Origin of the sequence: Magnetospirillum sp. 15-1 (genome assembly GCF_900184795.1) — a bacterium.
Taxonomy (GTDB): Bacteria; Pseudomonadota; Alphaproteobacteria; order Rhodospirillales; family Magnetospirillaceae; genus Phaeospirillum.
The window spans coordinates 340,406-354,494 of sequence record NZ_FXXN01000025.1; the positions used below are offsets into that span (position 1 = coordinate 340,406).

Below are 14,089 nucleotides of genomic sequence, written 5' to 3' on the forward strand. Positions count from 1 at the left end.
ATACAGTCGTTAGCAGCCTCTTATCGCAGGATATTAACGACTGTTTATCTCTTATTGATAATCAGGCGACGCGGCGCCCGGACAGGGCTTCCAGATGGGCAAGCACGGCCGCGGCGGTTTCCGGATGGGCCAGGGCGGCGTCGATGATCGCCGCCACATAGCCGGCCTTGTTGCCGCAGTCGTAGCGGGTGCCCACGAAGCGGGCGCCGTGCAGCGGCACCGTTCCCAGGGTGCGGGCGATGGCGTCGGTCAACTGGATTTCGCCGCCGGCTCCCCGCTCGCGGCGCTCCAGGGCGTCGAACACCGAGGGGTCGAGCACATAGCGGCCGATCACCGAGAGCGTCGAGGGCGCCTCGGCCGGCCTGGGCTTTTCCACCAGGCCGCGGGCGCGGGCCAGACGGCCCTTCTCCTCGATGACGTCCAGGATGCCGTAACGGTCCACCTGATCGGCGGGAACGTTCTCCACGGCGATCACATGGCCTCTGGTTTCGCCCCACACGTCGACCAGTTGCTTCAGGCAGCCGGGCCGCCCCAGGATCAGGTCGTCGGGCAGCAGCACGGCGAAGGGCTCGTCGCCCACCACCGGGCGGGCGCACAGCACCGCATGGCCCAGGCCCAGCGGCGCCGGCTGGCGCACGGTGGTGATGGTTACCCCCCGGGGGCAGGTGTTGCGGGCGATTTCCAGCAATTCGGCCTTGCCGCGCGCTTCCAGCGACCGCTCCAGCTCGGCGTTGCGGTCGAAGTGGTCGGCCAGCATCTCCTTGCCCTTGGCGGTGACCAGGACGATCTCGGTGATCCCGGCCTCGGCGGCCTCTTCCACCGCGTACTGGATCAGCGGCTTGTCCACCACCGGCAGCAATTCCTTGGGCAGCACCTTGGTGGCGGGCAGAACGCGGGTGCCCATGCCGGCGACGGGCAGAACGGCTTTGCGGATCATTTGAGTGTCTCTTCGGGAAGAGGTTGCGATGGAGGGGATCATCGCGCGCCATTTGGGCGGAGTTCGGGCCGGATTGCGGCGAAGTTGCGGCATGTCCCATGGCCCATTGATTGCATGTAATGCGGAAAGCTCTGCCTCTGGCCGGAAGAAATCCGCCGTTTTCAGCCGCTTTCCCGAAACCGAAACGCGCAGACTCTGCCGCGCGGCAAATTCTGCCCATGCTCCCGGAGAGGATTCATGTTCGACGCCGTCACCGCCGCCAAGGCCTCCCAAGCCACCACGTCCACCGCCGCGACGTCGATCACGCCGGCCGGATCGGGCGCGTTCGCCCGCCTGCTGGACCAGTCGGCGGCGAGCGAGACCTCCGCCGCCAAGCCGGTGAGCGGCGGCCGTATCGCCGGGGCGGCGTCGGGCGTCGATCTGCTGGGGACGCCGCTGCTGGCCACGCCGCAAGAGGTGGCGCAACTGGGCAGCGACCTGACCGCCCGCCTGCAGGCGGCGGGAATCGACACCGGCGGCGCCATTCAACTGGAATGCGGCCATGACGGCCATGTGCGGGCCAAGGACGGTACGCCGGGCAAGGAAAAGATCGATGCGATGTTCGCTTCCGATCCGGAATTCGAGAACCAATACCGCAAGGTCCAGTCGACCCTGTCGCTCAATGCCCTGGGGCAGATATCCGAATCCTACGTCTCCGATTATCAGGCGGCGGGAAATGACGGTGATCGCGCCGCGGTATGGAGCCGCTATCGCGGCCTGACCGAGCGGGCCATGGCGGCGGGCGGAACCATGACCCTGTCGGGCGGCTCGCTGGTGTCGGGGGCGGCGACCTTCGTCGCCGGCCTCCACCTCAAGACGGTGTGAGGTCGTCCACCAGGGCCAGTAGGCGCTTGAGGCCCGCTCCGCCCAGGCCCAGCATCTCCAACTGGACGATGGTGTTGGCCAGATAGTCGCGGCAGGCCCCGGCCTTGCCGTGACCCTGGCGGATCAGGGCGGCCGATCGCTCCGGGCTGGAGTGGGCCACGTATTGCGGATGGCCGCGCCTGGCGATGAAGGCCCAGGCCTCCACCCGCCGTCCGTCGTCCAGGGTCACGGGCACGAAGCGGGGAACGTAGACGCCGGTGGGCATCTCGCGGCGGTAGATGTGCTCCATGGCGGCGGGCACCTGGGGCGCCGCCACCCGGAAGACCCGGCCCCGGCACGACCCGCCCCGGTCCAGGCCCATGACCAGCCCCGGACGCTCGGGCGTGCCGCGCCACTGGTAGGACAGGATGCACATGGCGCGATGATAGCCGGCCAGCCGGGCGGTACGGGCCTCGTCGTGGTCGAAATCGGGATTCCACATCAGCGAGCCGTAGGCGAACACCCACAGGTCGGTGCCTTGCCTCCAACCCGCCGTCGGGTTAGAGGTGGTATCCGGTTGAGGAGTGGCGATCGCGATGTCCATCCGTCTACGTCTTGCTGGCCGTCTGCGTCTTGCCGGTCTGGTTGCCGCCATTCTGATCCTGGCCGGATGTGGCGCCTATACCGCCTATTGGTTCCACGTGGCGGGGCAGTTGCGCAAGGGGGTCGAGGATTTCGCCGCCCGGCGCCGCGCCGACGGCTGGCGCCTGGATGTCGGCCGGACCGCCCGGTTCGGTTTTCCCGGCGAGATCGGCCTGGACCTGGGGGCGGTGGCCCTCGCCACTCCGTCGGGCGTTCAGTGGAGCAGCGAGGCGGTGCGCCTGCACGTGCCCGGCCTCGACCCGCTGGGTCCGACCCTCGAACTGGGGACCAGCCACAGCCTTGCGCTCGGCGGCGACTGGCGGGGCATCGTCACCACCGGCGGCGCCACCCTGCGCCTGCGGGTGGACGGCGACGGCGATCTGCACGCCTTCGCCTTCGAGGCCGGCAAGCTGGCCCTGGAGCGGCCCGGCGCCGGGCCGCTGCTGGCCGAGCACCTCGCCGTTTTCTACGAGTGGCTCAACCCTCCCGATCCCGGCCACGAGAAGCCCTCGGCCCGTTTCACCCTGCGCACCAGGGGCGTCGAGATGAGCCTGCCCGCCGATCTGCCCTTCAACCGGCGGCTGGACACCGTCATGGTGGAAGGCCGCATCATGGGCACCATCCCCGAGGAACCGCCGCTTTCCGCCCTGGCCGCCTGGAGCAATGCCGGCGGCAACGTGGAACTGGATCGGGTGGCCATCGACTGGGCGCCGCTGTCCCTGGACGGCGATGGCACCTTCGCCTTCGATCCGGCGCTGCAGCCCCTTGTCGCCACCACGGCGCGCATCCGGGGCTGGAACGAGATGATGGGCCGGCTGGTCGCGGCCAAGCTGATGGAGCCCGGCGTCGCCTCGGCCGCCGAGACGATCCTCGCCATCCTGGCCCGCCCCGATCCCCAGGGCCGTCCGACGCTGACCCTGGCGGTCACCCTGCAGGACGGCTATCTCTATGCCGGGCAGGCCAGGCTGTTCAAGGTACCGCCCCTGCCCATCACTCCCCCCGGTTCCGGAGCCCCGCCGTCATGAGCAACCTGCCCGCCACGTCATTCCAGCCGCCGCTGCGCATCCTGATGGGTCCCGGCCCCTCGGACGTCCATCCCCGCGTGCTGGCCGCCCAGGCGCGTCCCACCATCGGCCATCTCGACCCGGCCTTCGTCGGCATGATGGACGAGCTGAAGGGCCTGCTGCAGGCCGCGTTGCGCACCGGCAACGAGATGACCTTCGCCGTGTCCGGCCCCGGCTCGGCGGGCATGGAGGCCTGCTTCGTCAATCTGATCGAGCCGGGCGACACGGTGGTGGTCTGCGTCAACGGCGTGTTCGGCGGCCGCATGAAGGAGAACGTCGAACGCTGCGGTGCCCGCGCCGTCGTGGTCGAGGACGCCTGGGGCACCCCCGTTGACGCCGGCAAGGTGGAGGCGGCGCTGAAGGCCCATCCCGGCGCCAAGGCCCTGGCCTTCGTCCATGCCGAGACCTCCACCGGGGTGGAATCCGATGCGGGCGCCCTGTGTGCCCTGGCCCGCGCCCATGGGGCGCTCGCCATCGTCGACACCGTCACCTCGCTGGGCGGCATTCCGGTGCTGGTGGACCAGTGGGGCGCCGACGCCGTCTATTCCGGCAGCCAGAAATGCCTGTCGGCGCCGCCCGGCCTGTCGCCGGTCACCTTCTCGCCCCGCGCCGTCGACGCGCTGAAGGCCCGCAAGACCAAGGTGCAGAGCTGGTTCCTCGACCTCACCCTGCTGACCGCCTATTGGGGCGGCGGGGCGAAAAGGACCTATCATCACACCGCCCCGGTCAACGCCCTGTACGGCCTGCATGAATCCCTGGTCATGCTGCACGAGGAAGGGTTGGAGGCCGCCTGGGCGCGTCACCGCGCCATGCACGAGGCCCTCAAGGCCGGGCTGGAAGCCATGGGCCTCGGCCTGCCGGTGGCGGAGAAGGCCCGCCTGCCCCAGCTCAACGCCGTCACCGTGCCCGACGGCGTCGACGAGGCCGCAATGCGCTCGCAATTGCTGGCCCGTTTCGGCCTGGAGATCGGCGCCGGCCTGGGCGCCCTGGCCGGCAAGGTCTGGCGTGTCGGCCTGATGGGCCAAAGCGCCACGCCCCGGCACGTCATCACCTGCCTCACCGCCCTGGAAAGCGTGCTGGGAGACAGGGTGAAGGCCGGCGCCGGCCCGGCGGCGGCGTCCAAACTGCTGTTCGGGTAGGGAGAGACCGGGGGTCCACCCCGCGCGCGAAGCGCTATTCGCCCGGCGCCCTTTCTTTTCCCAAGTCGCGATAGAGTTCCCGCGCCTCGGTGGCGGGGCCGCGCCGGGTGCCGGGGGCCAGGACTTCCACGGTGCGGACATAGGGGCCGGCGGGAAAGCGTACCCGGTCGCCGGGCCTGACCGTGTGGGCCGGCTTGGTGACGGCGTGGCCGTTCAGGCGCGCCTCACCGCTCTCAACCACGTTCGCAGCCAACGCGCGCGACTTGAAAAAGCGACAGAAAAACAGCCACTTGTCCAGTCGCTGTCCGCCGTCCAATTACGTCATCCGCACTTGGAATAGCCGCACGAGGTGCAGGTATCGCAGCCTTCCGAGCGCAGTAGGGCCGGCTGGTTGCACTTGGGGCAGTGGCGCAGCCTCGTCTCGCCGTTGACCACCTTGCGCTCCTCGCCAAAGCGGTCGTCTCGGGCCTCGATGGGCTCGCGCGCCGCCTTGGGGTCGGGCAGGAAGCCGATGGCGATCATGTGGCGCTCGATCACCTCGCCGATGGCGGCCAGCAGCGAGGGCACGTAGCGCCCGCCCACCCATTGGCCGCCCCTGGGGTCGAACACCGCCTTCAGCTCCTCGACCACGAAGGCCACGTCGCCGCCCCGGCGGAACACCGCCGAGATCATGCGGGTCAGCGCCACGGTCCAGGCGAAGTGCTCCATGTTCTTGGAGTTGATGAACACCTCGAAGGGCCGGCGGCGGCCGTCCTGGATGATGTCGTTCAGCGTGATGTACATGGCGTGGTCGGAATCCGGCCAGCGCACCTTGTAGGTCGAGCCCGGCAGCGCCTCGGGCCGGTCCAGCGGCTGGGTCAGATGGACGATGCCGGAATCCAGCGGGTCGGTGTAGCGGGTCCCGGTCTTCTCCAGCGGCAGTTCCGGCTCGTCGGCGTTCTCGGGCCTGGCCTCCTTCTTGACCTCCAGCACCGCGCCGGTGACGTCGTTGGGGCGGTAGGTGGTGCAGCCCTTGCAGCCCAGCTCGTAGGCCTGGCTGTAGACGTCCTTGAAGGCGTCGAAGGAGATATCCTCCGGCACGTTGATGGTCTTGGAGATGGAGCTGTCCACGTATTTCTGGACGGCGGCCTGCATCACCACGTGGTCGCCCGGCGTCAGCGACAGGGCGTCGACGAAATAGGGGGGCAGCGGCGCGTTCTCGCCACGCTGGCGGCGGAACAGACGGTAGGCGTAATCGCTGACCTCCTCCTCGCGCCGCGTGCCGTCGCGCTGCAGCACGCCGCGGGTGTAGGTGAAGGCGAAGACCGGTTCCAGCCCCGACGACACATTGTCGGCGAACAGCGAAATGGTGCCGGTCGGCGCGATGGAGGTGAGCAGGGCGTTGCGGATGCCGTTGGCGCGAATGGCCTCGATCACCTCGGGCTCCAGGGACCGGACGGTCTCGCCCGCCAGATACTTCTCGGCGTCATAAAGGGGGAAGGCGCCCTTTTCCCGGGCCAGTTCCGTCGAGGCGAGATAGGCCGAGCGGCGGATGGCCGCCATCCAGGTCTCGGTCAGGCGGATGGCTTCCCGCCCGCCATAGCGCGCCCCGCACAGGACCAGGGCGTCGGCCAGCCCGGTAATGCCCAGCCCGATGCGGCGCTTGGACACCGCCTCATGGCGGTGGCGGTCCAGGGGATAGTTGGACACGTCGATGACGTTGTCCATCATGCGCACCGCGACGCGCACCAGCCGGTCCAGCTTGTCGAGATCGAGCCGCGCCGCGTCCTCGAACGGCTTGTCCACCAGCCGGGCCAGATTGATCGAGCCCAGCAGGCAGACGCCGTAGGCGGGCAGCGGCTGCTCGCCGCAGGGATTGGTGGCGTGGATGTCCTCGCAATAGGACAGGTTGTTCAGCCGGTTGATGCGGTCGATGAAGATCACGCCCGGCTCGGCATAGGAATAGGTGGCGCGCATGATCTTGTTCCACAGCTCGCGCGCCGGCAGGCTTTTATAGGTGACGCCCTTGAAGGTCAGTTCCCACGAGGTGTCTTCCTTCACCGCCTGCATGAAGGGATCGGTGACCAGGACCGACAGGTTGAACATGCGCAGCCGCCCGGCCTCGCGCTTGGCGTCGATGAACGCCTCGATGTCGGGATGGTCGCAGCGCATGGTGGCCATCATGGCGCCGCGGCGCGATCCCGCGCTCATGATGGTGCGGCACATGGCGTCCCACACGTCCATGAACGACAGCGGCCCCGAGGCATCGGCTCCCACGCCCTTGACCGGGGCGCCCTTGGGCCGCAGCGTCGAGAAGTCGTAGCCGATGCCGCCGCCCTGCTGCATGGTCAGCGCGGCTTCCTTCAGGTGCTCGAAGATGCCGGCCATGTCGTCGGGGATGTCGCCCATGACGAAGCAGTTGAACAGGGTTACCCTGCGGCTGGTGCCGGCTCCCGAGATGATGCGCCCGGCCGGCAGGAACTTGAAGTCCTCCATGGCCTCGTAGAAGTGCTTCTCCCACAAGGCGGGATCGGCCTCCGTCGCCGCCAGCGTGCGCGCCACCCGGCGCCAGGTGTCCTCGATGGTGCCGTCCAGGGCGGTGCCCTCGGCGGACTTCAACCGATACTTCATGTCCCAGATCTGCTGGGAAATGGGTGCCACCTGCGTCATCGACCCGTCTCTTTCGTCTCCCGCCCTCTGACAGGGCTTTCCGCCCCGATTTTAGGACTTCGGGCGAGGGCGAATCAAGGAGATGTTCTTTTTTTGTGCTCCACAGGGTTATGTGGGGACAAGACGTTGAGCTTCAAGGCCGATTTCACTTATCCCCGCCTTGCACAGGCAAGGGGGCTGGGGAGCGATTCCATCCCCACCGAAATCCACAGGCTTATCCACAGCGGGCGGGACCGGCCCACCCGCCGGGGATACGCGGTCACAATCCCGGATGACGCTCGCGCGCCTCGGCGATCAGGCGGTCGGTGGCGGCTTCGATGCGGTTCTCCAACTCGACCATGAAGGTCTTGCGGTCCATGCCCGGAGCGATGGGCTCCAGGGCCTCCAGCGTCAGGGTGCCGGGCTTCTTGGCGAAGCCGCGGCGGCGCCAGAACAGCCCGGAATTCAAGGCGATGGGCACCACCGGCACCTTGAGGGCGCCGTACAGCATGGCCACGCCGGAATGATAGGGCAGCTTGGCGCCCGGCGCCGCGCGGGTGCCTTCGGGGAAGATCACCACCGCCCGGTTGTCGGCCACCGCCTCCTCGGCGCCCTTGACCATGGCCTTCAGCGCCTTGGTGCCCGCCGAGCGGTCGATGGCGATCACCCCGGTCTTGCCGAGGTACCAGCCGAAGAAAGGTATCCACAGCAACTCGCGCTTCAGGATATAAGCAGGATCACCCAGCAGCAGGTGGAAGACGAAGGTTTCGAACGCCGACTGGTGCTTCGATGCGATGATCAGCGGCCCGGCCGGCAGGTTCTCGCGGCCGCGCAGCTCCCACGACAGCCCGGCCAGCACGCGCAGCGCTCCCAGCACGCCGCCCAGCCACAGGCGCACCGCCGGCAGCATGGCCTTGCGCGGCATGACCAGCAGCGGCAGGTAAAGGATCGACAGCACGAAGGTCCAGATCCAGATGAAGACGATGAACAGGGCGGAGCGAAAAGCGGTCACGGTTTCCTCTCGGATTTCTTGGGAGCGAACAGCGGCCGGGCCACCGCCGCCAGATATTTGGTATATTCCACCGCCAGCAGATGGGCGGTGCCGGGCCAGCGCCACCACCGGTCCCGCTTGAAGGCGTCGGGGAACACCGGGTGGGCGACGATGGCCGTCTCGGGCATGGCGCGGCGGAATTCCAGCAGGGCGCGGCGCATGTGATAGGCCGCCGTCACCAGCCGCAGCGAGGAAAAGCCCTCGCGTCCCATCCAGGCGGCGGTCTCGGTGGCGTTGCCCACCGTATCGTCGGCGGCATGGCCCAGCACGATGCAGCATTGGGCCTGGGCCGGCGCCATATGCGCCTTGCGCAGCAGGTCGGGCAGATCGACGCCCTTATGCACGCCGGAGATGAACAGCTTGCCGCCCTTGCCGGCCTCCAGCAGCGCCAGTCCGGCCTCCAGCCGGTCGGCGCCGCCGGTCAGCACCACGACGGCGTCGGTGACGGTGGCTCCGTCCTCCACCCGCGTCGCCAGATCGGCGGCGAACCAGACCAGCCCGCCGGCCCAGGCGCCGAACGCCGTACCCACCGCCATCATGGCGACGATGGCGAGGCGGTGCGACGTCACCCGGTTCATGGCAGCTTGGCCAGGGTGCCGTGGACGGTGAGCCGCGCCGTCAGCATGGCGAGGAGGGCGGCCAGCAGCGGCAGCAGGCCGATGGCGACATAGCCCAGCACCGGCAGGGACAGGCTGGGCAGGAAGCCGCCCTCGAGACGCCGGGCCGCCCAGCCGATGGCGGTCAGCGCCGGTACGGCGAGGCCGAGGCCCATCAGTCCGCCGGCGATGCCGAGAGCGAAGGCGCGGTCGGCGAATTGCCGGGCGATATAGTCGTCATGGGCGCCGATCAGGTGCAGCACCTCGATGATGCCGTGATGTACCGCCATGCCGGTGCGGGTGGCGTAGACCACGGTGGCCGAGGTCACCGCGCCAATCAGCACCACCACCACCACGGCCAGCCATTGCATGGTGCGCGACAGGTTGATCAGGCGCGACAGCCATACCCGGTGGTCGTCCAGCGAGGCGCCGGGCACGGCGCGGGACAGGCGCAGGGCCACCTCGGCCAGATCGATGCGGGATTCGGGGTCGATGGTGACGTCGATCAGCCGGGGCAGCGGCATGTCCTGCACCATCTCGGTGCTGCCCAGCCAGGGCTCGAGCAGGGCCAGAGTGCGCTTCTTATCGAAGGCGCGGACCGCCAGCACGCCCGGCACCTTGCGCATCACGTCGATGGCGGAATTGACCCGCTCCTCGGTCACCGCGTCGGCGTGCTCGCCGCCGGCCGGCAGCACCTGCACGGTCAGGGTTCCCGATACGTCGCGGTCCCAGCGCTCGATCACCGCGCCGATGACGAAGGCTCCGGCCACCGCCATGGACGACAGGAACACCATCAGCGCCACCAGCCAGGGCAGGAAGCGCGAGGTGGCGTCGCCGGCCAGCGGCAGGTCGGAATGGCGGCGGCGGAACATCACTCCGCCTCCGGATCGTCCACGGCCGCCGGCTCCTGATGCAGGGTGGTGACCATGCCGTGCTCGATGTGCAGGCGGGGCAGATGGGTGAAGCGGCGAACCAGTAATTCGTTGTGGGTGGCCACCACGATGGTGGTGCCCAGCTTGTTCAGCTCCTCGAACAGGTACATCAGCCGCATGGCGATGTGATCGTCCACGTTGCCGGTGGGTTCGTCGGCCAGCAGCAGGTCGGGCCGCCCGATCACCGCGCGGGCGATGGCGACGCGCTGCTTCTGCCCGCCCGAGAGCGTCGAGGGCTTGGCTCCCAGATGGTCGGCCAGCCCCACCCAGGACAGCAGTTCCGGCACGTGGCGCCGGATCTCGGATTCCTTGACACCGCGCACGCGCAGCGGCAGCGCCACGTTGTCGAGCGCGGTCATGTGGTCGAGCAGGCGGAAATCCTGGAACACCACCCCGATGCGGCGGCGGAGCGCCGGAAGCTCGTAGCGCTTGGTGGCGGCGATGTCGCGGTCGAACAGCACGACGCGGCCGCGCGTCGGCCGCAGGCCCAGATACATCAGGCGCAGCAACGAGGATTTGCCCGCGCCGGACGGTCCGGTCAGGAAGTGAAAGGACCCGGCCGGCAGCTTGAAGGTGACGTCCTGCAGCACCTCCGGCCCCAAGCCGTAGCGCAGGCCGACACTGTCGAACCGGATGATGTTTTCCCCACGAGGGCGATGCCGCACGGTGCTTCTCCCGAACCGGCCGAACATGACACGGCTTGAGGTAAGGGGCAACCCATGGCTGGCCGGGCGTGGCGGCGGGGTACGGCAGCGAATTTACAGGACCCCGCCGCCACGCTACCATCAACGGGCGCTAATATAATTAGAACTGCAATAAATCGTAGGAGGCTGCCACATGTCCAAGGTGAAGTTCTATTCCGGGGAAAACGTCCCCCTCGAGATGCACAAGGTCCGCATCGTCCAGAAGCTGAGTCTGGTGCCGATCGAACGCCGTCTGGCGGCCGTGCGCGAGGCCGGCAACAACACCTTCCTGCTGAAGAACCGGGACATCTTCCTCGACATGCTGACCGACAGTGGCGTCAACGCCATGAGCGACAAGCAGCAGGCCGCCATGATGGAGGCCGACGACAGCTATGCCGGGTCGGAGACCTTCACCAAGCTGGAGAACAAGATCCGCGACATCTTCCAGATGGAATACTTCCTGCCGGTCCACCAGGGCCGTGCCGCCGAGAACATCATCTCGCGGGTGTTCGTGACGCCGGGCAGCATCGTGCCCATGAACTATCATTTCACCACCAGCAAGGCCCATATCGTGCTCAACGGCGGCAGCGTCGAGGAGATCATCATCGACGAGGGTCTGCGGGTCAGCAGCGAGTGTCCGTTCAAGGGCGACATGGACGTGGCCAAGCTGCAGAAGCTGATCGATACCCACGGCGCCGCCAAGATCGCCTATGTGCGCGTCGAGACCGGCACCAACCTGATCGGCGGCCAGCCCCATTCGCTGGCCAACCTGCGCGAGGTCAGCCGGGTGTGCCGCAAGAACGGCATCCTGCTGGTGTTCGATGCCAGCCTGCTGGCCGACAACCTGCACTTCATCAAGGAGCGCGAGGCCGACTGCCGGGGCATGTCGGTGCGCGACATCACCAAGGCCATCGCCGCCCTGACCGACATTATCTATTTCTCGGCCCGCAAGCTGGGCTGCGCCCGCGGCGGCGGCATCTGCACCAACAGCCGCGACGCCTTCATGAAGATGCGCGAACTGGTCACCCTGTACGAGGGCTTCCTGACCTATGGCGGCATGTCGATCCGCGAGATCGAGGCGCTGACCGTCGGCCTGGAGGAGACCATGGACGAGGACATGATCTCCCAGGGGCCGCAATTCATCGAGTACATGGTCAACGACCTAGCCCGCAACGGCGTGCCGGTGATCACCCCGGCCGGCGGCCTGGGCTGCCACCTGGACGCCATGGCCTTCCTGCCGCACGTGCCCCAGACCCAGTATCCGGCCGGCGCCCTGGCCTCGGCGCTGTATCTGGTCAGCGGCGTGCGCGGCATGGAGCGGGGCTCCATCTCCGAGCAGCGCAACGAGGACGGCTCCGAGGTCTATTCCAACATGGAATTGCTGCGTCTGGCCGTGCCGCGCCGCGTCTTCACCCTGTCGCAGCTGAAATACGCGGTCGACCGCATCGTCTGGCTGCACAAGAACCGCGATCTGATCGGTGGCCTGAAATTCGTCGAGGAACCGGCCCTGCTGCGCTTCTTCTTCGGCAAGCTGGAGGCCACCAGCGACTGGCAGACCAAGCTGGTCGCCAAGTTCCGCGCCGATTTCGGCGACAGCCTCTAGGGAATCCAATAAGAAGGGAGGGGTCGCGGCCCCTCCCCGATAAATAATATAGAATGATGCTGCATAAATCTTTTAGATGACAAGATATAACGCCAGAGCAAGATTCAATGACAAGACACCTAGACCATCTTCTGCTTCAAATTGATAAGCGCGATCAGGTTGCCTTGAAGCAGGCTGCGCATACGGAATTCATAGGAAGATACGTTAATAATCAAGATTCATATTTATTAATGCATGATAATCAGCGATGCGATTTCTCACCACATCAGATTAACCATGCATTCAGAGAGACGATTATTGTGGATGGCCGGCAAAAGAAGGGCGGCTGGTCTTCGTCAAGAATCAAGCGTATCCCATGGATATCCGAAGTCATTCAGGGGAATGCCCCGCATATAGCTTGCTTCAACATCGATGCTGGAGCTGAAAAGGGGTGGGATAAGGAAAGGCGGTTATATGTATTTCACCGCTACGTGGTGTGGTTGCATCGGCTTGATTTAAATTTTGAATTCAGCACGGCCTACTTGGTCGACGATTTGCGTGACCTGCGGCAATACGGGCGCTTTGGAAAGAAGCTTATATAAAGGAAAAGCCCCGTGATATGGCTCACGGGGCAAAGCCGGTCCCCATGAGTGATGGGGGCACCCAGTGGCCGATTGCTCGGGACTGGAAACTGCCTTCCAGGCCGCAAGGCCCATTGGCATCACTAATGATGGTACGCGGCGGCGCTGTCGGTTTCAAGATAATTTCTGGATCGCCGGCCGATTCAAGTCCATTCATCGGGGGAAGAGAAGGAAGGCCCTCAGCCCTCCTTCAGGTCTTCCCACAATTCCTTCACCTTGGCGAAGAAGCCCTGGCTTTCCGGGGAATTCTTGGCCTTCTCGCCCTCGCCGGTCTCGTTGAACTCCTGGAGGAGTTCCTTCTGGCGCTTGGTCAGGTTGACCGGGGTTTCCACCATGGCCTGGATGAACATGTCGCCGCGGGCCGGGGAGCGGAGTACGCTCATGCCCTTGTTTCTCAGGCGGAACTGGTGGCCCGACTGGGTGCCTTCCGGAATGGTGACCTTGGCCTTGCTGCCGTCGATGGTGGGCACCTCGATGGTGCCGCCCAGCGCCGCCGTGGTCATGGGGATCGGCACGCGGCAGAAGATGTTGGCGCCGTCGCGCTGGAAGATGCGGTGGGCGGCGATGGACAGGAAGATGTAGAGGTCGCCGGGCGGCGCGCCGCGCATGCCGGCCTCGCCCTCGCCGGCCAGACGGATACGGGTGCCGTCCTCGACGCCGGCCGGGATGTTGACCTGCAGGGTCTTTTCCTTGCGGGTGCGGCCCGAACCGCCGCAGGACCGGCAGGGGTCCTTGATGATCTTGCCCATGCCCTGGCAGGTGGGGCAGGTCCGTTCGATGGTGAAGAAGCCCTGCTGCTGGCGGACCTTGCCGTGGCCGTTGCAGCCCGAACAGGTGACCGGGGCCGCGCCGTCCTTGCCGCCGGTACCCTTGCAATCCTCGCAAGGCGCGGAGGAGGGTACCTTGACGGTGGCGGTCTTGCCGCCGAAAGCGTCTTCCAGGCTGATGTCCATGTTGTAGCGCAGGTCGGCGCCCCGGCCCGAGGCCTGGCCGCGCCGGCCGCCGCCGCCCATGAACTCGCCGAACATCTCGTCGAAGATGTCGGAGAAGCCGCCGCCGCCGAATCCACCGAACCCGCCGCCACCGCCACCGCCGCCGAATCCGCCGCCCTGCTCGAAGGCGGCATGGCCGAAGCGGTCATAGGCGGCGCGCTTCTGCTCATCCTTCAGCACGTCGTAGGCTTCGTTGATTTCCTTGAACTTCTGCTCGGCATCGGCGTTGCCCGGATTGCGGTCCGGGTGGAACTGCATGGCCTGCTTGCGGTAGGCCTTCTTGATGTCATCGGGCGAGGCGCCCTTCTCGACGCCCAGAAGTTCGTAATAATCCTGCTTGCTCATGGCTCTTGCATCCG

General features: G+C 66.8%; 14 protein-coding genes. 5 read left to right on the forward strand and 9 right to left on the reverse strand.

The window, feature by feature from the left end:
• Positions 1-61: 61 nt before the first annotated feature.
• Positions 62-937, reverse strand: coding sequence for a UTP--glucose-1-phosphate uridylyltransferase GalU (gene galU / locus CP958_RS14600; protein ID WP_096702722.1), 876 nt, complete (start codon positions 935-937; stop codon positions 62-64).
• 237 nt (positions 938-1,174) lie between these two features.
• On the opposite strand from galU, the gene CP958_RS14605 reads away from it, so the two are divergent.
• On the forward strand, positions 1,175-1,801 hold the full coding sequence (locus CP958_RS14605) for a hypothetical protein (protein ID WP_096702724.1): 627 nt from the start codon (positions 1,175-1,177) through the stop codon (positions 1,799-1,801).
• Here the strand turns inward: CP958_RS14605 and CP958_RS14610 are convergent.
• Positions 1,788-2,384: a gamma-glutamylcyclotransferase gene (locus tag CP958_RS14610; protein ID WP_096702726.1), complete on the reverse strand. Its 597-nt coding sequence runs from the start codon at positions 2,382-2,384 to the stop codon at positions 1,788-1,790. The genes CP958_RS14605 and CP958_RS14610 overlap by 14 nt on opposite strands.
• On the opposite strand from CP958_RS14610, the gene CP958_RS14615 reads away from it, so the two are divergent.
• A complete protein-coding gene (locus CP958_RS14615) occupies positions 2,377-3,447 on the forward strand; it encodes a DUF2125 domain-containing protein (RefSeq protein WP_096702728.1) in 1,071 nt (356 codons plus the stop codon). The two genes, CP958_RS14610 and CP958_RS14615, sit on opposite strands and share 8 nt — an antisense overlap.
• Positions 3,444-4,625: an alanine--glyoxylate aminotransferase family protein gene (locus CP958_RS14620; RefSeq protein WP_197706407.1), complete on the forward strand. Its 1,182-nt coding sequence runs from the start codon at positions 3,444-3,446 to the stop codon at positions 4,623-4,625. Before CP958_RS14615 ends, CP958_RS14620 begins: the two co-directional genes overlap by 4 nt.
• Before the next feature lie 34 nt (positions 4,626-4,659).
• Here the strand turns inward: CP958_RS14620 and CP958_RS14625 are convergent, their stop codons facing one another.
• The 6 genes from CP958_RS14625 to ftsE all read right to left on the reverse strand — a co-directional run bounded on the left by CP958_RS14625 (position 4,660) and on the right by ftsE (position 10,497).
• A complete protein-coding gene (locus CP958_RS14625) occupies positions 4,660-4,941 on the reverse strand; it encodes an RNA-binding S4 domain-containing protein (RefSeq protein ID WP_096702730.1) in 282 nt (93 codons plus the stop codon).
• Positions 4,942-4,946: 5 nt separating this feature from the next.
• The gene (locus CP958_RS14630) at positions 4,947-7,274 is read right to left on the reverse strand and encodes an adenosylcobalamin-dependent ribonucleoside-diphosphate reductase (protein ID WP_096702732.1); all 2,328 of its coding nucleotides are present in this window, start codon (positions 7,272-7,274) and stop codon (positions 4,947-4,949) included.
• A 259-nt stretch (positions 7,275-7,533) separates the two neighbouring features.
• Entirely contained in the window at positions 7,534-8,265 is a 732-nt protein-coding gene (locus CP958_RS14635) for a lysophospholipid acyltransferase family protein (RefSeq protein WP_096702734.1), read from the reverse strand.
• On the reverse strand, positions 8,262-8,882 hold the full coding sequence (locus CP958_RS14640; protein WP_096702736.1) for a YdcF family protein: 621 nt from the start codon (positions 8,880-8,882) through the stop codon (positions 8,262-8,264). Before CP958_RS14640 ends, CP958_RS14635 begins: the two co-directional genes overlap by 4 nt.
• Positions 8,879-9,772, reverse strand: coding sequence for an FtsX-like permease family protein (locus tag CP958_RS14645; RefSeq protein WP_242442906.1), 894 nt, complete (start codon positions 9,770-9,772; stop codon positions 8,879-8,881). The genes CP958_RS14640 and CP958_RS14645 overlap by 4 nt, the downstream gene beginning before the upstream one ends.
• Positions 9,772-10,497 carry a cell division ATP-binding protein FtsE gene (ftsE, locus tag CP958_RS14650; RefSeq protein ID WP_096703064.1) on the reverse strand — a complete coding sequence of 242 codons (726 nt, stop codon included), beginning with the start codon at positions 10,495-10,497 and terminating at the stop codon, positions 9,772-9,774. The genes CP958_RS14645 and ftsE overlap by 1 nt, the downstream gene beginning before the upstream one ends.
• 172 nt (positions 10,498-10,669) lie before the next feature.
• Between ftsE and CP958_RS14655 the strand changes: the two genes are divergently transcribed.
• Positions 10,670-12,118 (forward strand): tryptophanase, encoded by a 1,449-nt coding sequence (locus tag CP958_RS14655; protein WP_096702740.1) that lies wholly within the window; start codon positions 10,670-10,672, stop codon positions 12,116-12,118.
• Positions 12,119-12,225: 107 nt separating this feature from the next.
• Complete coding sequence (locus tag CP958_RS25955) at positions 12,226-12,699, forward strand: hypothetical protein (RefSeq protein WP_141400532.1); 474 nt, start codon at positions 12,226-12,228, stop codon at positions 12,697-12,699.
• Between the two features lie 218 nt (positions 12,700-12,917).
• Here CP958_RS25955 and dnaJ read toward each other — a convergent pair whose 3' ends face one another.
• Positions 12,918-14,075, reverse strand: a complete 1,158-nt coding sequence (gene dnaJ, locus CP958_RS14660) for a molecular chaperone DnaJ (protein ID WP_096702742.1) — start codon at positions 14,073-14,075, stop codon at positions 12,918-12,920.
• Positions 14,076-14,089 lie beyond the last annotated feature (14 nt).

Bases quoted from the DNA above. Each gene is read 5' to 3' on its own strand.
- CP958_RS25955 (WP_141400532.1), top strand. From the start codon at position 12,226: ATGACAAGACACCTAGACCATCTTCTGCTTCAAATTGATAAGCGCGAT.
- CP958_RS14610 (WP_096702726.1), bottom strand. From the start codon at position 2,384: ATGGACATCGCGATCGCCACTCCTCAACCGGATACCACCTCTAACCCG.
- CP958_RS14640 (WP_096702736.1), bottom strand. From the start codon at position 8,882: ATGAACCGGGTGACGTCGCACCGCCTCGCCATCGTCGCCATGATGGCG.
- CP958_RS14615 (WP_096702728.1), top strand. From the start codon at position 2,377: ATGTCCATCCGTCTACGTCTTGCTGGCCGTCTGCGTCTTGCCGGTCTG.
- CP958_RS14645 (WP_242442906.1), bottom strand. From the start codon at position 9,772: ATGTTCCGCCGCCGCCATTCCGACCTGCCGCTGGCCGGCGACGCCACC.
- dnaJ (WP_096702742.1), bottom strand. From the start codon at position 14,075: ATGAGCAAGCAGGATTATTACGAACTTCTGGGCGTCGAGAAGGGCGCC.
- galU (WP_096702722.1), bottom strand. From the start codon at position 937: ATGATCCGCAAAGCCGTTCTGCCCGTCGCCGGCATGGGCACCCGCGTT.
- CP958_RS14630 (WP_096702732.1), bottom strand. From the start codon at position 7,274: ATGACGCAGGTGGCACCCATTTCCCAGCAGATCTGGGACATGAAGTAT.
- CP958_RS14655 (WP_096702740.1), top strand. From the start codon at position 10,670: ATGTCCAAGGTGAAGTTCTATTCCGGGGAAAACGTCCCCCTCGAGATG.
- CP958_RS14605 (WP_096702724.1), top strand. From the start codon at position 1,175: ATGTTCGACGCCGTCACCGCCGCCAAGGCCTCCCAAGCCACCACGTCC.
- CP958_RS14620 (WP_197706407.1), top strand. From the start codon at position 3,444: ATGAGCAACCTGCCCGCCACGTCATTCCAGCCGCCGCTGCGCATCCTG.